General features: G+C 58.4%; 16 protein-coding genes. 8 read left to right on the top strand and 8 right to left on the bottom strand.

The features are described from left to right. Positions 1-12 precede the first annotated feature (12 nt). Together thrS and AB5Z05_RS08620 are read right to left on the bottom strand one after the other, a co-directional pair. Positions 13-1,941, bottom strand: coding sequence for a threonine--tRNA ligase (gene thrS / locus AB5Z05_RS08625; protein ID WP_005336690.1), 1,929 nt, complete (start codon positions 1,939-1,941; stop codon positions 13-15). Between the two features lie 233 nt (positions 1,942-2,174). Further along, positions 2,175-2,762 (bottom strand): tetratricopeptide repeat protein, encoded by a 588-nt coding sequence (locus AB5Z05_RS08620; protein WP_368151070.1) that lies wholly within the window; start codon positions 2,760-2,762, stop codon positions 2,175-2,177. Between the two features lie 173 nt (positions 2,763-2,935). Between AB5Z05_RS08620 and AB5Z05_RS08615 the strand changes: the two genes are divergently transcribed. Continuing rightward, positions 2,936-3,991: a PA0069 family radical SAM protein gene (locus tag AB5Z05_RS08615; protein ID WP_368151068.1), complete on the top strand. Its 1,056-nt coding sequence runs from the start codon at positions 2,936-2,938 to the stop codon at positions 3,989-3,991. A 158-nt stretch (positions 3,992-4,149) separates the two neighbouring features. On the opposite strand, the gene AB5Z05_RS08610 is transcribed toward AB5Z05_RS08615, so the two are convergent. Next, the gene (locus AB5Z05_RS08610; protein ID WP_005345370.1) at positions 4,150-4,305 is read right to left on the bottom strand and encodes a hypothetical protein; all 156 of its coding nucleotides are present in this window, start codon (positions 4,303-4,305) and stop codon (positions 4,150-4,152) included. Between the two features lie 262 nt (positions 4,306-4,567). On the opposite strand from AB5Z05_RS08610, the gene AB5Z05_RS08605 reads away from it, so the two are divergent. Continuing rightward, entirely contained in the window at positions 4,568-5,965 is a 1,398-nt protein-coding gene (locus AB5Z05_RS08605; RefSeq protein WP_368151066.1) for an alpha-amylase family protein, read from the top strand. Positions 5,966-6,072: 107 nt separating this feature from the next. Here the strand turns inward: AB5Z05_RS08605 and gyrA are convergent, their stop codons facing one another. Beyond that, a complete protein-coding gene (gene gyrA, locus AB5Z05_RS08600) occupies positions 6,073-8,820 on the bottom strand; it encodes a DNA topoisomerase (ATP-hydrolyzing) subunit A (protein WP_005352118.1) in 2,748 nt (915 codons plus the stop codon). 198 nt (positions 8,821-9,018) lie between these two features. On the opposite strand from gyrA, the gene ubiG reads away from it, so the two are divergent. The 5 genes from ubiG to yfaE all read left to right on the top strand — a co-directional run bounded on the left by ubiG (position 9,019) and on the right by yfaE (position 14,855). Beyond that, positions 9,019-9,735, top strand: a complete 717-nt coding sequence (gene ubiG, locus AB5Z05_RS08595; protein WP_040065603.1) for a bifunctional 2-polyprenyl-6-hydroxyphenol methylase/3-demethylubiquinol 3-O-methyltransferase UbiG — start codon at positions 9,019-9,021, stop codon at positions 9,733-9,735. Next, on the top strand, positions 9,735-10,430 hold the full coding sequence (locus AB5Z05_RS08590) for an HAD family hydrolase (protein ID WP_368151064.1): 696 nt from the start codon (positions 9,735-9,737) through the stop codon (positions 10,428-10,430). Before ubiG ends, AB5Z05_RS08590 begins: the two co-directional genes overlap by 1 nt. 623 nt (positions 10,431-11,053) lie before the next feature. Further along, positions 11,054-13,321 (top strand): class 1a ribonucleoside-diphosphate reductase subunit alpha, encoded by a 2,268-nt coding sequence (nrdA, locus tag AB5Z05_RS08585; RefSeq protein WP_368151062.1) that lies wholly within the window; start codon positions 11,054-11,056, stop codon positions 13,319-13,321. 80 nt (positions 13,322-13,401) lie between these two features. Next, positions 13,402-14,535: a class Ia ribonucleoside-diphosphate reductase subunit beta gene (gene nrdB, locus AB5Z05_RS08580; RefSeq protein WP_005336708.1), complete on the top strand. Its 1,134-nt coding sequence runs from the start codon at positions 13,402-13,404 to the stop codon at positions 14,533-14,535. Then, the gene (yfaE, locus tag AB5Z05_RS08575) at positions 14,532-14,855 is read left to right on the top strand and encodes a class I ribonucleotide reductase maintenance protein YfaE (RefSeq protein ID WP_021230069.1); all 324 of its coding nucleotides are present in this window, start codon (positions 14,532-14,534) and stop codon (positions 14,853-14,855) included. Before nrdB ends, yfaE begins: the two co-directional genes overlap by 4 nt. Positions 14,856-14,983: 128 nt before the next feature. On the opposite strand, the gene mltA is transcribed toward yfaE, so the two are convergent. Further along, entirely contained in the window at positions 14,984-16,135 is a 1,152-nt protein-coding gene (mltA, locus tag AB5Z05_RS08570; RefSeq protein ID WP_019445143.1) for a murein transglycosylase A, read from the bottom strand. Positions 16,136-16,285: 150 nt separating this feature from the next. Between mltA and AB5Z05_RS08565 the strand changes: the two genes are divergently transcribed. Continuing rightward, positions 16,286-16,537 carry a DUF1289 domain-containing protein gene (locus AB5Z05_RS08565; protein WP_111900912.1) on the top strand — a complete coding sequence of 84 codons (252 nt, stop codon included), beginning with the start codon at positions 16,286-16,288 and terminating at the stop codon, positions 16,535-16,537. A gap of 19 nt (positions 16,538-16,556) precedes the next feature. Here the strand turns inward: AB5Z05_RS08565 and AB5Z05_RS08560 are convergent, their stop codons facing one another. The 3 genes from AB5Z05_RS08560 to AB5Z05_RS08550 all read right to left on the bottom strand — a co-directional run bounded on the left by AB5Z05_RS08560 (position 16,557) and on the right by AB5Z05_RS08550 (position 19,446). Then, on the bottom strand, positions 16,557-17,720 hold the full coding sequence (locus AB5Z05_RS08560; RefSeq protein ID WP_368151060.1) for an AGE family epimerase/isomerase: 1,164 nt from the start codon (positions 17,718-17,720) through the stop codon (positions 16,557-16,559). 74 nt (positions 17,721-17,794) lie between these two features. Beyond that, positions 17,795-18,643: a PTS system mannose/fructose/sorbose family transporter subunit IID gene (locus AB5Z05_RS08555; protein ID WP_368151058.1), complete on the bottom strand. Its 849-nt coding sequence runs from the start codon at positions 18,641-18,643 to the stop codon at positions 17,795-17,797. Then, positions 18,643-19,446 carry a PTS sugar transporter subunit IIC gene (locus AB5Z05_RS08550; RefSeq protein WP_194496413.1) on the bottom strand — a complete coding sequence of 268 codons (804 nt, stop codon included), beginning with the start codon at positions 19,444-19,446 and terminating at the stop codon, positions 18,643-18,645. The genes AB5Z05_RS08555 and AB5Z05_RS08550 overlap by 1 nt, the downstream gene beginning before the upstream one ends. Positions 19,447-19,456 lie beyond the last annotated feature (10 nt).

Below are 19,456 nucleotides of genomic sequence, written 5' to 3'. Positions count from 1 at the left end.
GCCTTTTATAGCTTATTCCTCCACTTTCTTTTGTCCGCGGGTCTGAACTTCCTGGGTCAACAGAGCAATGAACTCTTCAACAGGATAAGTGCCCAGGTCAGCCCCTTTACGAGTCCGTACTGCAATCTTACCGGCTTCAACTTCTTTATCGCCGCAGACCAGCATGAAAGGTACTCGCTTCAAAGTATGCTCGCGGATTTTAAAGCCAATCTTCTCATTTCTCAAGTCCGCTTTTGCGCGAAGGCCCGCATCATTCAATGCTTTGGCTACTTTCACCGCATAATCGGCCTGATTGTCCGTGATATTCATGACCACAGCCTGAGTCGGTGCCAACCAGGTCGGGAACAGACCGGCGTACTCTTCAGTCAGAATACCGATGAAGCGCTCGATAGAACCCAGGATGGCCCGGTGGATCATCACAGGTACATGGCGATCGTTGTTTTCGCCCACATAAGTGGCACCCAGACGACCAGGCAGGGCAAAGTCGAGCTGCACGGTACCACATTGCCACGCACGATCAAGGCAATCGTGCAGGGTAAATTCAATTTTGGGACCGTAGAACGCCCCTTCACCCGGCTGCAGATCGTACTTCAGACCGTTGAGCTCCAGCGCTTCGGCCAGGGCTTTCTCGGCGCGATCCCACATCTCGTCGGAGCCGATACGCTGCTCGGGACGAGTGGAGAGCTTGACCACGATGTTTTCGAAGCCAAAGGTACCGTAGACGTCATAGACCATACGAATACAGCCGGAGACCTCTTCCATGATCTGCTCTTCGGTACAGAAGATGTGAGCGTCATCCTGAGTGAAACCGCGCACCCGCATCAGACCGTGCAGGGAACCGGACGGCTCGTTGCGGTGGCAGGAACCAAACTCGGCCATACGCAGCGGCAGGTCGCGGTAGGACTTCAGACCCTGGTTGAAGATCTGGACGTGACCCGGGCAGTTCATCGGCTTGATGGCGTACTCGCGGTTTTCGGACTGGGTGGTGAACATGGCCTGGGCGTATTTCTCCCAGTGACCTGAACGCTCCCACAGGACGCGGTCCATCATAAACGGACCTTTCACTTCCTGATAGTCGTACTCTTTGAGCTTGCCGCGGATAAAGGTTTCCAGCTCACGGAAGATGGTCCAGCCATCGTTGTGCCAGAACACCATACCGGGTGCTTCTTCCTGCATGTGATACAGGTCGAGCTGCTTGCCGATCTTGCGGTGGTCGCGCTTGGCGGCCTCTTCCAAGCGCTGCAGATAGGCCTTGAGCTGCTTCTTGTCAGCCCAGGCGGTACCGTAGATACGCTGCAGCATCTTGTTGTTGGAGTCGCCACGCCAGTAGGCGCCGGACATCTTCAGCAACTTGAAGTGGTGGCAGTGACGCATGTTGGGCACGTGCGGGCCGCGACACATGTCGATGTACTCTTCGTGATGATAGAGACCTGGCTGGTCATCACGGGCAATGTTCTGATCCAGGATTTCGACTTTGTAAGACTCGCCGCGCGCCTCGAATACATCGCGCGCTTCTTGCCAGGAAACTTTCTTCTTGATGACGTCGTAATCCTTGGCTACCAGCGCCAGCATGCGCTCTTCCAGGGCAGCCAGATCTTCATCGGTCAGGGTACGGTCAAGATCAACGTCATAGTAGAAGCCGTTGTCGATGACAGGGCCGATGGCCATCTTGGTCTGGGGCCAGAGTTGCTTGATAGCATGACCCAGCAAGTGGGCGCAGGAGTGGCGCAGGATGTCCAGACCTTCTTCGTCTTTGGCGGTGATGATGGCCAGCGCGGCATCAGCTTCGATCAGCTCGCACGCATCCACCAGTTCACCGTTTACCCGACCGGCAATGCACGCCTTGGCGAGACCGGGACCGATGTCCGCAGCCACATCCATGACGGAAACAGAGTGGGCAAATTGACGTTGGCTGCCGTCAGGCAGAGTAATGATTGGCATTATATGTTTCCTTATACAGTGGTGACCCCTACCAAAGGTCACATGCGGGATAGAAAAGAGATTCAAAAAGGTGATGTTTTGGTTCTCCACAGCACTTTGCGAAGACGGCCTGACACGCAAACAGCATGTCTAACATGACAAACCAAGCCAAAACGGCCCCCATGCTACCAGAAGTCGGGCGTGCTGTATCGGATTTGCAGATATTTTCTACAGTCAAATGAGTCGCCTGCCGACTATTCACCAAGCAGGGATTGCCAGTTGAAGTCAAAGTCACTGCTCCCCTCCTCGGCCAGCGCCAGCTCTTGCAGCACCTGAAGCGCCAGCTTGTTGCCCTTTTGTGCCGCCTGATAGAGCCACTGTTTCGCCTGAGGCAGATCGACCTTGCCGCTGACCCCCATCAGATGAAGCACACCGACTTTCAGCATGGCCGGGACATCACCATTACGGGCAGCCTGATCCATCCAGTGAAAGGCTTGGCGCAGATCTCGCTTGACCCCGACACCGCGCAGATAGAGCTCTGCCAGCCGATATTGGCCGAAGGGATCCCCTGCCAGCGCCGAATTACGATAGAGCGTGATGGCCCGGCTGATATCCTGCTCGCTCCCCTGCCCCACTTCATGGCTCCAGCCCATCAAGGCTTGCGCCCGAGGTTGGCCTTGATCGGCCAGTGGCGACCAGATCCGGGTCGCCTCATCGAAATGACCGGTACGCCAAGCACGGTTGGCAGCAACCATCTCCTGCTCGGTGGAGAGCGGAAGCAGACGCCAGATAACAAGGGCAAGCAGACCGATAAACAGCCAGCGGGAAGTGGTGGGTCTCATGATGATTTCCGTGATCCAGTTCTCATTTCGTCTATGTAAACGAAATGTAGCGCCGCGATCAAGCAAGAGATCCCTGCGACAACCCTTTTTGCACCCGGTCGATCAGCAGTTGTTGTCATTTATCCGGGGCACCTGCAAAATAGCTGTATGTATAAACAGTATTGGTGCACACCATGGCAGGACGAGGCAGCCCCCACAATATCGATCACCGTTTTAGCGGCCCCCTTGTCGAAGCGGTCGATGACGGCTGGCAATCGTCCGATTGGGATGCCGCCTTCACCCCCTCTGTGCCTGGCACCGAGGTGCGGGAGATCGGTGCACGCAGCATCATCAGCTACAACAGCTCACCGGATGTCCCCTTTGGTCGCTCCATCAACCCCTATCAGGGGTGCGAACATGGCTGCATCTACTGCTATGCCAGACCCAGCCATGCCTATCTGGAGCTCTCCCCTGGCCTCGATTTCGAGAGCAAGCTGTTTGCCAAACGCAATGCAGCCGACCTGCTGCGCCGGGAGTTTGCCAAACCTGCCTATCAGCCACAGACCATCTTCATTGGCGCCAATACCGACCCCTATCAACCCATCGAGCAGCGCTATCGCCTCACCCGGCAGTTGCTGGAAGTAATGCTGGCCCACCGCCATCCGGTCGGGCTCATTACCAAGAGCGCCATGATCTTGCGCGACCTTGATCTGTTGACCGAGCTGGCCAGAGAGGGACTGTGTCAAGTGATGGTATCGGTGACGACCTTGAATGAAACCTTGAGGCGACAGCTGGAGCCCCGCGCCAGCACGGGTGCCGGCCGCTTGAAAGTGATCGGGAAGCTGGCCAACGCTGGCGTGCAGGTGGGGGTACTGGCCGCCCCCATGATCCCGCGGCTCAATGAACCGGAGCTGGAGCAGATCATCAAATCGGCGGCCGAGGCGGGCGCCAGCTGCGCCGATTACATCCTGCTGCGGCTGCCCCACGAGTTGGCGCCGCTATTTGGGGACTGGCTCGATACCCACTATCCGGGCCAGAAGGAGGCTATTTTGAATCAGTTGCGAGCCAGCCGCGGTGGCGGGCTCAACAGTACCGCCTTCGGTACCCGCATGCGCGGTGAGGGGCATTTTGCCGATCTGCTGGCCCAGCGCTTTCGCCTCATCAGCAAGCGCCTCGATCTGGGCAAACGCCATATTCAGCTCAGGCTGGATGGGTTTATCCGCCCCGGGGAGCAGCTGTCGCTCTTCTAATCCCCCTGCTCACGCCCTTCACACATCAGGCGTGCCAAGAGCTTGAGAGGAAGATATGGCGCAACACATCCCGTGGAAATCCCGCTTTTCAGAATTTTCCAACGAAGTAGCCATGTCGCTACAAGAAAGCGCTATCCGGTAAAGAGAGGGCTAACGCCTTAGCCTGCGCGCTGATCCCGACCCTGCTGCACCATTTCAACCGGTAGTCGCGAGGGTTCATGAGCCACTTCGTGCTCATCCTCTTCATACAGCGGCACCTCTGACTCGCCCCATACCCGGCTCCACCAAATTTCCCACGTGATCCAACTGGTCATATGCAGCTCCTGACGGTGAAGGTGATGGCAACAACGCACCACTCGCCCGGCAGGATAGCGACTGGGAATGACAGGGAAATGACAACAAAATCACTTGAAAAAAGGCAACTGATGGTGGCAAGGAAAAGCCGAAACCGCTCACATAATCGGCGAAATCATCCTGAAAGCGGTCACAAATCTGCAGGTTGTGGATTGCAGTACACCCTGTTCCCGCCAAAGCTGGCTTGCCCATTCAGGCATCTATAAAAACAGGGACACAATAATGAAACACACAGCGGGAATATGGGCGATCGCAGGCATACTGATCGCCCCCTTGGCGCACGCCGACGTCATACTGCACGCCTTCAACTGGAAATACAGTGAAGTGACCGCCAAAGCCGACCTTATCAAGTCGGCCGGTTACAAACAGGTACTCATCTCACCGCCCCTGAAATCATCAGGCAACGAGTGGTGGGCCCGTTACCAACCGCAGGATCTGCGCCTTGTCGATTCCCCCCTTGGCAACAAGCAGGAGCTCGAGCAACTGATCGCCGCCATGAAGGCGCGGGGGATCGCCGTCTACGCCGACGTGGTACTCAACCACATGGCCAACGAGAGCTGGAAACGCCAGGACCTCAACTATCCCGGCAACGAGCTGCTGCAAAGCTACGCCAGCAACCCAGCCTATTTCGAGCGCCAGAAACTGTTTGGCGATCTGGGGCAAAACTTCCTCTCCGGTCAGGATTTTCATCCCGAAGGGTGCATCAGTGACTGGAGCGATCCGGGTCATGTCCAGTATTGGCGACTCTGTGGTGGTGCCGGTGACAAGGGGCTGCCGGATCTGGATCCCAACAACTGGGTAGTGAGTCAGCAGCAGGCCTATCTCAAGGCGCTCAAGGGGATGGGGCTCAAGGGTTTTCGGGTCGATGCGGTCAAACACATGAGCGATTACCAGATCAATGCCGTGTTCACCCCCGAAATCAAACAGGGGATGCACGTGTTTGGCGAGGTGATCACCACAGGGGGCGCAGGCAGCACCGATTACGAGCGCTTCCTCAAACCCTACCTCGACAGCTGCGGCCAGGGAGCCTATGACTTTCCGCTGTTTGCCTCCCTGCGCGGCGCGTTCAGTTACGGTGGCAGCATGAACCTGCTGGCGGATCCGGGCGCCTACGGTCAGGCGCTACCGGGCAGTCGCGCCGTCACCTTTGCCGTGACCCACGACATCCCCACCAACGACGGCTTCCGCTATCAGATCTTAAGCCAGACTGACGAGAAGCTGGCCTATGCCTACCTGCTCGGCCGCGATGGTGGCTCGCCGCTGGTCTATTCGGATCATGGCGAAACCCGTGACAAAGATGGCTTGCGCTGGCAGGACTACTACCTGCGCACCGATCTCAAGGGGATGATCCGCTTCCACAATGCGGTGCAGGGCCAACCCATGCAGCTGGTCGGCAGCGGTGACTGCTTCGTGCTGTTCAAACGGGGCAAACAGGGGCTGGTCGGCATCAACAAGTGCGACTACGAGCAGGAGTACTGGCTCGATACCGCCAGGTTCGAGATGAACTGGTATCGCAACTATCGTGACGTACTCGACCAAGGGGCCGTAGTCAACGTGCAGAGCCAGTGGGTACGGGTCGCCATTCCCGCCCGCAGCGCCAGAATGTGGCTGCAGGAGTGATCCAGCCGTAAGAGCAGCGTAGAGTCATAAAAAGCAGACAAATAAAAAGAGCGACCACCAGGGTCGCTCTTTTTGATCAGAGACGTTGCTCGGGTAACTGGTGACGATTACTCGTCGCCCGCTTCCCCTGCATCGACTGCATCAGTGCCGGTCGCGGTATCGGTACCTTCAGATACCTCACCGTCAACGGCCAGCGCGTCGTTCTCGTCTTCGTCGCTCTCGGCGATGCGCTGCAGGCCAACCACGGTCTCGTCTTCACCGGTACGGATCAGACGGACACCGCCGGTGTTACGGCCAATGACGCTCACCTCGGCAACACGGGTACGCACCAGGGTACCGCCGTTGGTGATCAGCATGATCTGGTCGGTATCTTCGACCTGGATCGCATCGATCACCTTGCCATTACGCTCATCCACCTTGATGGAGATAACGCCCTGGGTACCACGGCTCTTGGTCGGGTACTCGGCCAACGCAGTCCGCTTGCCGTAACCGTTCTCGGTGGCGGTGAGGATGGCACCTTCGCCGCGCGGAACGATGAGGGAAACCACCTTGTCACCGGCGCCCAGCTTGATACCACGGACACCGGCGGCGGTACGACCCATCGGGCGCACGCCCTTGAAGGTGCCCTTGCTTTCGGTGCCTTCGCCGTTGTCGCTGCCATCATCGTCATTGCCGGCATCGTCGTCGGTTTCAACGTCATCGCTGACATCGGCATCAGCGCGACCGCTGCCTTCGGCGAAGCGAACGACTTTACCCGCATCGGAGAAGAGCATGATCTCGTTGCTGCCGTCGGTGATATCCACCCCGATCAGCTCATCGCCCTCTTTGAGGTTGATGGCGCGGATACCGGAGGAGAGCGGACGGCTGAAGTCAGAGAGGCTGGTCTTCTTCACGGTACCATTGGCGGTGGCGAAGAAGACATACTTCTCGGCGTCATATTCCTTCACCGGCAGGATAGCGGTGATACGCTCACCCTCTTCCAACGGCAGCAGGTTGATGATCGGACGACCACGGGCGCCACGGGACGCTTCCGGCAGCTGGTAAACCTTGAGCCAGTAGACCTTGCCACGGGTGGAGAAGCACAGAATGGTGTCGTGGGTGTTGGCCACCAGCAGACGCTCCACAAAGTCCTCTTCCTTGATCCGGGTGGCCGACTTGCCACGACCACCACGGCGCTGGGCCTCGTAGTCGGAGAGCGGCTGATACTTCACATAGCCCTGGTGAGACAGGGTAACCACCACATCTTCCGGGGTGATCAGATCTTCGATGTTGATCTCGGCACTGGACATGCTGATCTCGGTGCGACGCTCGTCGCCATACTGCTCACGCACGGCCAGCAGTTCATCGCGGATCACTTCCATCAGACGAGCCGGGCTCGCCAGGATGTGCAGCAGCTCGGCGATCAGATCCAGCAAAGATTGGTACTCTTCCAGGATCTTCTCGTGCTCGAGGCCGGTCAGCTTGTGCAGACGCAGGTCAAGGATGGCCTGGGCTTGCTGTTCGGTCAGGAAGTATTGGCCTTCACGGATACCGAACTCGGGCTCCAGCCACTCTGGCCGTGCCGCGTCGTCACCCGCTTTTTCCAGCATGGCGGCCACGTTGCCGAGTTCCCAGCCCTTGGCAACCAGGCCCGCTTTCGCGTCGGCCGGGGTCGCGCTGTGGCGGATCAGCTCGATGATGGGATCAATGTTGGCCAGCGCAACCGCCAGACCTTCCAAAATGTGTGCCCGATCCCGCGCCTTGCGCAGTTCGAACACGGTCCGGCGAGTCACCACTTCACGGCGGTGCAGCAGGAACGCATCCAGGATCTCTTTAAGGTTCATCACCTTGGGCTGGTTGTTATCGAGCGCCACCATGTTGATGCCGAACGTGGTCTGCATCTGGGTGTGCTTGTAGAGATTGTTCAGCACAATCTCGCCGGACTCGCCGCGCTTGATCTCGATAACGATGCGCATGCCGTCTTTGTCAGACTCATCGCGCAGGGCACTGATGCCCTCGATCTTCTTCTCTTTGACCAGCTCGGCGATCTTCTCGATCAGTCGAGCCTTGTTCACCTGATAGGGGATCTCGTGAACGATGATGGTCTCGCGACTGGTCTTCTCGTCCACTTCCACTTCAGCTTTGGCCCGCACATAGATGGAGCCACGACCGGTACGGTACGCCTGCACGATGCCGGAACGACCGTTGATAATGCCGCCGGTGGGGAAATCCGGGCCGGTGATGTAGGTCATCAGCTCGTCAATGGTGAGGTCGCCATTTTCGATCAGCGCCAGGCAGCCATTGACAATCTCGGTGAGGTTGTGAGGCGGAATGTTGGTCGCCATGCCCACCGCGATACCGGAGGAACCGTTGACCAGCAGGTTGGGAACCTTGGTAGGCATGACAGCCGGGATCATCTCGGTGCCGTCATAGTTCGGCACCCAGTCCACGGTCTCTTTGTCCAGATCAGCCAGCAGCTCGTGGGAGATGCGGGCCATCCGCACTTCGGTATAACGCATCGCCGCGGCGCTGTCGCCGTCGACTGAACCGAAGTTGCCCTGACCATCGACCAGCATGTAACGCATGGAGAAATCCTGCGCCATCCGGACAATGGTGTCATACACAGCGCTATCGCCGTGCGGGTGATATTTACCGATTACGTCACCGACCACACGGGCCGATTTTTTATAGGGCTTGTTCCAGTCGTTCCCCAACTCGTTCATAGCAAACAGAACGCGGCGGTGAACCGGTTTCAAGCCATCACGCACATCCGGCAGAGCTCGTCCTACGATCACGCTCATGGCGTAATCAAGATAGGAACTCTTGAGCTCTTCTTCGATGTTGACCGGCGTGATCTCTCTGGCCAGATCGCTCATAGAAAGCCTTATCCCTAATTAGTTGTTCTTTGGCTTAAACAGCGCGACATGGTAACACACTGAGCCAAATACCTTAAGCCACAAATCGGGTATCAGATCGGGCTGGTGTGACAAAGTCCGTCCGTTATAATGCCCGCCAAGACAATAGATTGCGCCCATGACTCAGAAGCGGGCGCCCTGCCACAGGATCTTCGAAAAATGAACAGTGATGCCAATGTCGATCTGACAGAAATCGCCAAGTTTGAAGCCATCGCTTCCCGCTGGTGGGACATGGAGGGTGAATTCAAACCCCTGCATCAAATCAATCCGGTACGCCTTGACTGGATCACCGACAAAAGTGGCGGTCTGTTTGGCAAGCGCATGCTCGATATCGGCTGCGGTGGTGGCATCCTCTCCGAGAGCATGGCCCGCCGTGGCGCCAAGGTCACCGGCATCGACATGGGCAAGGAGCCCCTCGGCGTCGCCCGCTTGCACGCCCTGGAGCAGGGTGTTGAGCTCGAATATCGCCAGATCACAGCCGAAGCCCATGCCGCCGAAGTGCCGGGCCAGTATGACGTGGTGACCTGCATGGAGATGCTGGAGCATGTGCCGGACCCCGCCTCCGTGCTGCGCGCCATCGCTACCCTGGTGCGCCCGGGCGGCCGGGTGTTCGTCTCCACCATCAACCGCAACCCCAAATCCTATCTGATGATGATCATCGGGGCCGAATACCTGATGAAGATGGTGCCCAAGGGTACCCACGATCACAAAAAATTCATCACCCCGGCCGAACTGTGTCGCATGGGGGAAGCAGCTGGCCTGCTGGTGCGGGACATGAGCGGCGTCCACTACGCCCCCCTCACCAACCAGTTCAAGCTCGGCAAAAATGTCGACGTCAACTATATGGTGGAGTTTGTCCGCCCGGAGCACGGTTGATGAGCGCCTCTCACCCGCAGCCCCTTGGCTGTGTGCTGTTCGATCTGGATGGCACCCTGCTCGACACAGCCCCGGATCTGGGGGCCGCCGTCAACCATGTACTGATCAGCGAAGGCTTTGCGCCGCTCCCTGACGATATTATTCGTCAGACCACCTCCCACGGGGCGCTCGGGCTGCTGAAAGCGGGCCTTGGCGACGAACTGCTTGAGGAGCTGGGGGCCACCCGCCTGCGCAATGCCCTGCTCGACTACTACGCGGCCAATCTCTGCGTCGGTACCCGCCCCTATGAGGGAATGGTGGACCTTATCGAGTGGCTGGATGAAAAACAGATCCCCTGGGGCATCGTCACCAACAAGCCGGGCTTTCTCACCGAGCCACTGCTGGCAGCCCTGCCACAGCTTGCCAGCTGCGGCGTCACCGTCAGTGCCGATACTCTGCCAGTACGCAAGCCCGACCCCGCCCCCATGTTCTTTGCCTGTGAGAAGCTGGGGGTCGAGGCGGCTCACTGCCTCTATGTGGGGGATCATGTGCGGGACATCGAAGCGGGCCGCAATGCTGGCATGCGTACGGCCGTCGCTGGCTGGGGCTATCTCAATGATGAGGAAGATCCCGCCCAGTGGGGCGCCGATCTGCACTTTGATACCGTGCAGGCCCTGCACCACTGGCTGCGCTACGAGTTGACGGCCAAGGTGTAACGCACAGCCTTACCGGCTGACATGCGATAACGGGGCGAAGAGACTCTTCGCCCCTTGCATCTCTTACTTTACGCTCCCGCGTCCTGCGCCACCATCACGCTTCTATTCATGGATAATAAAGGCAGCTTTCTGCCTGTTGGATACCCATTTGACAAGCTCACAGCCGTCACAAAGCAGCCACAAACCCCCGTCATCTGATGCAAAGCCCTTGCCACGCTGAGCCCGCGGCTGCGACAACTGGACAGCTTTTGACCCTTGTTGCATAAGGGATAATCAGCCGCCGTTTGCTAGTAAAAAGCCCCCCGTTTCGCAAGCAAAAAAAGTTATTTAAATTTTCCATCTTCGATCGGGAGACTTGCTTTTAGCGGAGCGGACGAATGAAAACCCGCTCACTGTGAGCGGTCACTAACTGATGGGGCAAGACTCACAATTTATCCACAGCTCGTCACTTATCCACACATTGCAATGGCGGGCCGACCTCACTATCTTGTAGCTCGAACTTAAAATAACACTACATCTTGTGATTCATCGCACAATCTCTACCCAACTCCCGCACACCGCCGGAGCCTGGGTGGCGCCATTGTGCGATGGTTTTTCGGGAATCAACTGAAGGTCATCAGCCAATGAACTTGTTTGTGACAAAGCGTAACGGACACAAAGAACCCATCGATCTGGATAAAATTCACCGCGTGCTGGACTGGGCCGCCGAGGGTCTGGACAACGTGTCGGTCTCTCAGGTGGAACTCAAGTCCCACATCCAGTTCTATGACGGTATCCGTACCGCAGACATTCACGAAACCATCATCAAGGCGACGGCTGACCTCATCTCCGAGCAGACCCCGGACTACCAGTACATGGCCGCCCGTCTGGCCATCTTCCACCTGCGCAAGAAGGCCTACGGCCAGTTCGAACCGCCCCACCTCTACCAGCACGTGGCTCGTCTGGTGGACATGGGCAAGTACGACAAACACCTGCTGGAAGACTACACCCAGGCTGAATTCGAAGAGCTGAACGCGCACATGGATCACTGGCGCGACATGAACTTCTCCTACGCGGCGGTCAAGCAGCTGGAAGGCAAGTATCTGGTACAAAACCGTGTCACCGGCGAGATCTACGAGAGCCCGCAGTTCCTCTACATCCTGGTAGCGGCCTGCCTCTTCTCCAAGTACCCGAAAGATACCCGTCTGGACTACATCAAGCGCTTCTATGATGCGGTCTCTACCTTCAAGATCTCCCTGCCGACCCCGATCATGAGCGGCGTGCGCACCCCGACCCGTCAGTTCAGCTCCTGCGTACTGATCGAGTGCGACGACAGCCTGGACTCCATCAACGCCACCGCCAGCTCCATCGTGCGTTACGTCTCCCAGCGCGCCGGTATCGGCATCAACGCTGGTCGCATCCGCGGTCTGGGCAGCCCGATCCGTGGCGGCGAGGCGTTCCACACCGGTTGCATCCCCTTCTACAAATACTTCCAGACTGCCGTGAAGTGCTGCTCCCAGGGCGGCGTGCGCGGCGGTGCGGCCACCCTGTTCTACCCGCTGTGGCACACCGAAGTGGAAAGCCTGCTGGTGCTGAAGAACAACCGCGGCGTTGAAGAGAACCGTGTTCGTCACATGGACTACGGCGTGCAGATCAACAAGCTGATGTACCAGCGTCTCATCAAGGGCGGTGACATCACACTGTTCTCCCCGTCCGATGCGCCGGGTCTGTACGATGCCTTCTTTGCCGATCAGGACAAGTTCGAAGAGCTCTACGTCAAGTACGAGCAGGATCCGGCCATTCGCAAGAAGACCCTGAAAGCGGTAGACCTCTTCTCCCTGATGATGCAGGAGCGTGCCGGTACCGGTCGCATCTACATCCAGAACGTGGATCACTGCAACACCCACAGCCCGTTCGACCCGAGCGTGGCGCCGGTACGCCAGTCCAACCTCTGCCTCGAGATTGCGCTGCCGACCAAGCCGCTCAACAACATCGACGACGAGAACGGCGAGATCGCCCTGTGCACCCTCTCCGCCTTCAACCTGGGTGCCATCGAGAAGCTGGAAGATCTGGAAGAGATGGCCGATCTGGCCGTGCGTGCCCTCGATGCCCTGCTCGACTATCAGGACTACCCGATTGCCGCCGCCAAGCGTGGCAGCATGGGTCGTCGCACCCTGGGGATCGGCGTCATCAACTACGCCTACTACCTGGCCAAGAACGGTGCCCGCTACTCCGACGGCTCCGGTCTGGCGCTGACTCACCGCACCTTCGAGGCCATCCAGTACTACCTGCTGAAAGCCTCCGTGCAGTTGGCCCGAGAGTTCGGCCCCTGCCCGCTGTTTGGCGAGACCACCTATGCCCAGGGCATCCTGCCCATCGACACCTACAAGAAGGATCTGGATGCGCTGTGCAACGAGCCGCTGCATCTGGATTGGGAAAGTCTGCGTTCCGATATCAAGTCCGTGGGCTTGCGCAACTCAACCCTGACCGCCCTGATGCCGAGCGAGACCTCCAGCCAGATCTCCAACGCCACCAACGGCATCGAGCCGCCGCGCGGTCTGGTGTCGGTCAAGGCCTCCAAAGACGGCATTCTCAAACAGGTGGTGCCCGAGTATGATCGCCTGAAAGATCAATACGAATTGCTCTGGAAGCAACCGAGCGTTGACGGCTACCTGCAGCTGGTCGGTATCATGCAGAAGTTTGTGGATCAGGCGATCTCCGCCAACACCAACTACGACCCTGCCCGTTTCGAAGGCAACAAGGTCCCGATGAAACAGCTGCTCAAGGACTTGCTGACCGCCTACAAATACGGCCTCAAGACCCTGTACTATCACAACACCCGTGATGGTGCAGACGATGCCCAGACCGATCTGCAAGATGACGGTTGTGCTGGCGGGGCTTGCAAAATCTAAGTCACGGCAAGAACTGATAACCGGGCGGGAGCATGAAGCTCCCGCTCTCCTGTTTTCTCTATTCACATATTCTGGTAACCATGGCCTATTCAACTTTCTGCCAAACCCAAAACGACCAGCTCAAAGAGCCGATGTTTTTTGGCCAATCGGTCAACGTAGCCCGTTATGATCAACAAAAGCACGAAGTGTTCGAGCGGCTGATCGAGAAGCAGCTCTCCTTCTTCTGGCGCCCGGAAGAGGTGGATGTCTCCCGTGATCGCATCGACTATCAGGCCCTGCCGCCCCACGAGCAGCACATCTTCATCTCCAACCTGAAGTACCAGACCCTGCTGGACTCCATTCAGGGCCGCAGCCCCAACGTGGCGCTGCTGCCGCTGGTCTCCATTCCGGAGCTGGAAACCTGGATTGAGACCTGGGCCTTCTCGGAAACCATCCACTCTCGCTCCTACACCCACATCATCCGCAATATCGTCAACACTCCCGCCCAGGTGTTCGACGACATCGTGACCAACGAGCAGATCCTGAAGCGCGCCGGCTCCATCAGCCACTTCTACGACGACCTGATCGAAGCGACCGCCCTCTACAACCTGCATGGTGAAGGGACCCACACCGTCGCGGGCCGCGAGGTGACCATCACCTTGCGCGAGCTCAAGAAGAAGCTCTATCTGTGCCTGATGAGCGTCAACGCGCTGGAAGCGATCCGCTTTTACGTCAGCTTCGCCTGCTCCTTTGCCTTCGCCGAGCGCGAACTGATGGAAGGCAACGCCAAGATCATCAAGATGATCGCCCGCGACGAAGCGCTGCACCTCACCGGCACCCAGCACATGCTGAACCTGATGCGCACCGGCCAGGATGACCCGGAGATGGCCGAGATCGCCGCCGAGTGCGAACAGGCCTGCTTCGAGATCTTCAAGGAAGCGGCCATTCAGGAGAAAGAGTGGGCCGAGTACCTGTTCCAGGACGGCTCCATGATCGGCCTGAACAAGGACATCCTCTGCCAGTACGTGGAGTACATCACCAACCTGCGCATGAGTGCAGTCGGCTTGCAGCCAGCCTTTGCCGGCACCAAGCAAAACCCGATCCCCTGGATCAACACCTGGCTGTCATCCGACAACGTGCAGGTCGCCCCGCAAGAGGTAGAGGTCAGCTCCTATCTGGTCGGTCAGATCGACAGCGAAGTCAATGCCGATGACCTGGGTGATTTCGAGCTGTGAGTGACGCCACCAACACGCTGACCCCTGCCCCGCACGCGCCTGCCGAACAGCATGCGGTCGTGGCACCACGGGTACATACCCGAGATGGTGCCGTGCTGCACGCCCATCCCGGCGAAAGCGTGTTGGAGACCCTGGAGCGCCACGGTCATCATGTGGAGTTCCAGTGTCGCAGCGGCTATTGCGGCGCCTGCCGCACTCCGCTGATGGCTGGCAAGGTGCACTACCCCAATGTGCCGCTGGCATTCGTCGCCCAGGGGGAGTGCCTCCCCTGCTGCTGCAAACCGGTCGGCGCTATCCGGCTGGATATCCAGAAGAGCTGACGCAGCCACCAGCTGCCACTCGCACAAAATAGAAAGCCGCCGGAGCAATCCGGCGGCTTTTTTTGTCTCTTCATCTTTGTTCGGGTTTGCTCGGGCGCCCGATGACAGACGCCCACCCCCTCAGAGGATTACAACCAGGGGGCAGCGGTCGGCCCGTGGTGCAGGCCCAACTTCCAGACCCGGCCAAAGTGCTTGTAGTGACCGGCTGCGACGCCAGCCTTCTCGCCCATGCCGTGGTAGAGATCGAGGTGGCCCTTCTTCACCGCCCCGCCCACATCCAGCGCAATCAACAGCCGCAGCTGGTGCTTGCCGGTCCAGTTGCCCTCTTTATCGAGCAAGGGGACTTCGGCGAGGATCGGGGTGCCCATCGGCAGCAGGGTCTTGTCGGCAGCAACGGCCGCCAGCGGCAGCAGCGGGATACCGGCCGCGCCGATCACATCATTGGTCGGGCGGCGCTCGAAGAAGACATAGGAGGGGTTCTGCTCCACCAGCTCCTTGACGCTCTCCTCCGGCTGTCGGTTGGCCCACTCCTTGATGGCCTTCATCGACATCTGCTCTTTGGGCACTTCACCGCGGTCGATCAGTACCCGACCGATACTCACGTAACCGTGGCCGTTCTTGCCGCTGTAGCCCAGATATTGCAGCCGATCGTCATCTCCGTAATGGACAAAGCCGGAGCCCTGCACATCCATCAGGAAGTTGTCGATGAGGGATTTGCTGTAACCCAGCTCCAGCCCGCGATTGGCCAGTGCTCCCTGATGGATCTCGGCCCGGGTCGGACAGCGACCGCCACATTTGGGCATGGCATAGATGGGATATTTGTACTTGGCATCCGGGCGGTGGCGCACCTCCAGCACCGGCGAGTAGTAACCGGTAAAGAGCACGTTGCCCATGCGATCGGCGCCGCCCAGCTGAGCCAGGCTGATACCGTAACGGGTGATGTCGGCAGGATTGCCGCCGCCCGCCACCCAGCGTGAGAGCTGGTGATAGAGCTCGCCATAACGGCGGGTCATCTTGCCGGAGCGCTCCAATACCAGTCTGCTTTGCGGGCCAAACTTGCTGTAGTCGGCACGCGCACGGCTATTGACCCGCTCCACCCTCACCAGATCCTCTGGCAAGGTCCCGTCCAGATACTGCTTGCCCAGATTTTCCGGCACCTCGCAGTTAAGAAAGCATCTGTTGTCGGTCTGTTTTTTGGGCACTTCTGCTTTGTCAGAGTTGCCCGCACAACCGGCCAGTCCCAGCACTGCGGCGGTCAGCCAGTACGCGTGTTTGTTCATATGTCCTCATATAACGCCAAGAGCCATGCTCGGCGGGGAAGATGCCAAATTTGCAGGGGGAAAGCAAACGACATCAATCACTTGAAGCAGGATTTCTCCAAAGGGGATCCGCTGGGTTATAACAAGGTGACAGGATGTGCGAGGTGATGGATGGAACAGCTCGAAATATTCCCGCTGCAGAGCCCCTGCATCGGGGTCTGCGAAGTGAACAACAAAGGCTACTGCAAGGGGTGCCTGCGCAATCGCGAAGAGCGTTTCAACTGGCTCACCATGACCCCTGCCCAGCAACAAGAGGTGATGCGCCTGTGCCGGGATCGCAAACGCAGGGTCGAGGCTGCGCGGCGCAAGGCACTGGAAGGAGCCCAAAGCGAGCCGCAAGCACAACCAGGCTGGGATTTTTAAGCGTCTCCCATAGGCCCCCCTACTCCCCGCCCTCCATCCCCGCGACCCGGGCCAGTTCGCTAAACGCCACAAACAAATGATAAAACGTGCTGGCTGGCGCATGAGAGGTCAGCGGCTTTCCCTCGCTATCCACTTGATCAATCCAGTGTCCAGGCTGTGCGGGCAACAGGTAGTAGTGGAAGATCCGCGCAACTACCTTGCTGATCTGGCAGGCGGTAGCCTCATTCCCCTGTTGCTCATAGGTCGCCAAGAGTGCTTTCAAATGTTCGGTCTGGCACCAGAGCCGGCTGGTATCGCGATAGGGTTGCCCATCATCGGTCAGCTCATCGATCACCAGCCCGGTTTGCCCGTGCCCGTGGCGGATGGCAAAGCGGGTCAATATCCCGATTGCCTCGTCAATCTCGGTGCTGGTTGGCTGGATTTCCCAGCTGCTGGCAAGAGTCCGGTAGCGTGCCAGCAGCCAGCACCACTCGTAGTGATGACCGGGGTCGATGAGACGGGAGTCGGCATGACGCGCCAGCAGCGCATCGTCGAAAAACTCGCGCAGTAACCCGGGTTCCAGAAAACGCTGACGAAACAGCCGATACAGCGCGGTTGCCCGCTGCTGCCATATCACATCATCAAAGCTGTCTGCCGCTACCAGCAACGACTCGAACAGATGCATATGGGGATTTTGGCTGCGCAGTGGGCCAGATGGCCAACTGGAGTGGAATCCACCGTGCAGCGGGTCCGCAAAGAGTTGCTCAATGGCCTGATAGCGCGACTCGGCCTGTTGTTGCCAGCGTGGATCGCCACTCAGACGATAGAGCCAACACTCAGCCAGCAGGGCAAACGCGTATTCATAGCTGCAGACTGATGCGTCAGCAATCGAACCATCCCGATTAATGGAGAAAACGCTATGCCCCGCCCCATCGTCAAAATGACCCATACCGACCAAAGCAGAACGCTCGGCAAGGGTGCGCCCGTCGTACCACCCCAGCAGGGTGGCGTGGCTGAACACATAGATCTGGCGGCTCTGTACCCGAAAACGGGTCGGCTGCCACAAAGGCTGACCAGCACTATCCAATCCCTCGGCAAACAGCCCACGCTCGGGGTCAACCCCCTGCGCGCCCCAAAGGGGCAGCGCCTCGGAGACCAGCCAGCGATGGCAACGCTTTGCGGCCTCAGTCACCTCGATATGCATAAATTACCTCTCGCAACGGCGATAAAAAGGGAGAGCCAGGCTCTCCCATTGTTGACCAAATGGCCTTGACCCCATCAGAACAGACCGATGGCGACCCCGACAAAGGCCAGCACCAACAGCCCGAGCATCGCTTTGACCGGCGAGACGTTGCGCTTGGCCATCAGATACCAGGTACCCAGCACCACCACCAGCGGCATCAGTTTGGGGAAGATGCCATCCAGCATGCTCTGAACCTGGATATTGACCCCATCCGAGGTGACAAAATCGAGCCCGGTGGAGAGGTTGACATAACTGGCCGCTACCCCGCCCATCACAAAGACCCCGAGCAGGGAGAGCGCCTCACGCAGCTTGGCCGACTCGGAACTGACCAGAGATTCCACCGAACCAGTGCCCAACTTGTAGCCCTTCATAAACAACATGTAGGAGCCGGTGATGACGATGGCGTTGAAGCTGATGATGTAAAAAAGAGGCCCCAACACGCTGCCACCGGCGGCCAGCGCCATGCCGATACTGAGCAGAATGGGCACCAGCATTCCCGGGATCATGGAGTCCCCGATGCCGGCGATGGGCCCCATCAGCCCCACTTTCAGGGTGTTGATGGTCTCGCCATCGATCTTCTCTCCGTTAGCCCGCTTCTCTTCGAGCCCGACTGCCAACCCATTGATAATGGCGCCGATCTGGGGCTCGGTGTTGTAGAAGGAGGCATGGCGTTTCATCGCCTCCATCCGTTCAGCCTTGCCGGGATAAAGTTTCTTGAGCGCCGGCATCATACCAAGGCAAAAGCCGAACGATTCGAGACGCTCGAAGCTCATGGAGGAGAGGTTGTACATCATCCACGAACGCCAGCAGGCACGCAGATCCCGTGAGGTAAGAGCAACCGGCTGCTTGACCGCCAGTTCCCCTGATTGCAGCTCTGTGTTCATCAGAATTCATCCTCATCATCGGTTTGGGTGGCAGCACGGGCAGCAACTGCAGGGCGTTGTTCCGGCTTGTAGTTGTAGTGAATGAGCGCCAGCAGGGCCCCAATCATTACCAGCCCCACCATGTTGAGCTTGAGAAAAACGATGCCGACAAAGCCCACCAGGAAGTAGATCAGCATGCTGTTCTGCTTGATGATCTGCTTGAGCAAGATGGCAATGCCGACCGCAGGCAGAATGCCGCCCACCACCGTCATGGTACGGATCACCAGCTCCGGCAGGCTGTTCATGAACCCTTCGATGTACTGGTTACCGAAGTAGACGGCAATGAAAGTCGGCACGAAACGCAGCACAAAGTTGCTGGCCTGCGGGAAGATGGCGCTGTTGAGGTAAACCCCCTGTTCATCGCCCTGCTCCAGCGCCACATCGGCCCTGTGGTTCCAGTAGGAGTTGAACACCATCATGAAGTTGAAGAGGATGGTCCCGGCGATGCCGATGGTGGCGGCAATCGCCACGGCAACCGACGGCTCCTTGCCCGACATGATGCCCAGCGCAATGGCCGGAAAGGCGACGAAGTTGAGATCCGCCGGCATGGAACCGCCCGGCGTCACCATGGCGATATAGACTGCCTGCACCGCCACCCCGATCAGGATCCCGGTCTGAATATCCCCCAGAATGGCACCGACCAGCATGCCCGATACCAACGGGCGAGTAATGGTATACCAGCCACCGGTCAAGCCCAGCAGCCAGGGACTGCTGAGAGCACCGAGATAGCAGAGTATCCCGATGAGTGTTGCTTCCAGAAACATGATCTCTGCT

The organism is Aeromonas sp. R2-4 (genome assembly GCF_040908365.1).
Classification (GTDB): domain Bacteria; phylum Pseudomonadota; class Gammaproteobacteria; order Enterobacterales; family Aeromonadaceae; genus Aeromonas; species Aeromonas veronii.
Note: the sequence above shows the minus strand (reverse complement) of the source record. Positions and strands in the feature narration are given on the sequence as shown.

Coding starts and splice junctions, on each gene's coding strand:
- thrS (WP_005336690.1), bottom strand. CDS start 1,941: ATGCCAATCATTACTCTGCCTGACGGCAGCCAACGTCAATTTGCCCAC.
- AB5Z05_RS08620 (WP_368151070.1), bottom strand. CDS start 2,762: ATGAGACCCACCACTTCCCGCTGGCTGTTTATCGGTCTGCTTGCCCTT.
- AB5Z05_RS08615 (WP_368151068.1), top strand. CDS start 2,936: ATGGCAGGACGAGGCAGCCCCCACAATATCGATCACCGTTTTAGCGGC.
- AB5Z05_RS08610 (WP_005345370.1), bottom strand. CDS start 4,305: ATGACCAGTTGGATCACGTGGGAAATTTGGTGGAGCCGGGTATGGGGC.
- AB5Z05_RS08605 (WP_368151066.1), top strand. CDS start 4,568: ATGAAACACACAGCGGGAATATGGGCGATCGCAGGCATACTGATCGCC.
- gyrA (WP_005352118.1), bottom strand. CDS start 8,820: ATGAGCGATCTGGCCAGAGAGATCACGCCGGTCAACATCGAAGAAGAG.
- ubiG (WP_040065603.1), top strand. CDS start 9,019: ATGAACAGTGATGCCAATGTCGATCTGACAGAAATCGCCAAGTTTGAA.
- AB5Z05_RS08590 (WP_368151064.1), top strand. CDS start 9,735: ATGAGCGCCTCTCACCCGCAGCCCCTTGGCTGTGTGCTGTTCGATCTG.
- nrdA (WP_368151062.1), top strand. CDS start 11,054: ATGAACTTGTTTGTGACAAAGCGTAACGGACACAAAGAACCCATCGAT.
- nrdB (WP_005336708.1), top strand. CDS start 13,402: ATGGCCTATTCAACTTTCTGCCAAACCCAAAACGACCAGCTCAAAGAG.
- mltA (WP_019445143.1), bottom strand. CDS start 16,135: ATGAACAAACACGCGTACTGGCTGACCGCCGCAGTGCTGGGACTGGCC.
- AB5Z05_RS08565 (WP_111900912.1), top strand. CDS start 16,286: ATGGAACAGCTCGAAATATTCCCGCTGCAGAGCCCCTGCATCGGGGTC.
- AB5Z05_RS08560 (WP_368151060.1), bottom strand. CDS start 17,720: ATGCATATCGAGGTGACTGAGGCCGCAAAGCGTTGCCATCGCTGGCTG.
- AB5Z05_RS08555 (WP_368151058.1), bottom strand. CDS start 18,643: ATGAACACAGAGCTGCAATCAGGGGAACTGGCGGTCAAGCAGCCGGTT.
- AB5Z05_RS08550 (WP_194496413.1), bottom strand. CDS start 19,446: ATGTTTCTGGAAGCAACACTCATCGGGATACTCTGCTATCTCGGTGCT.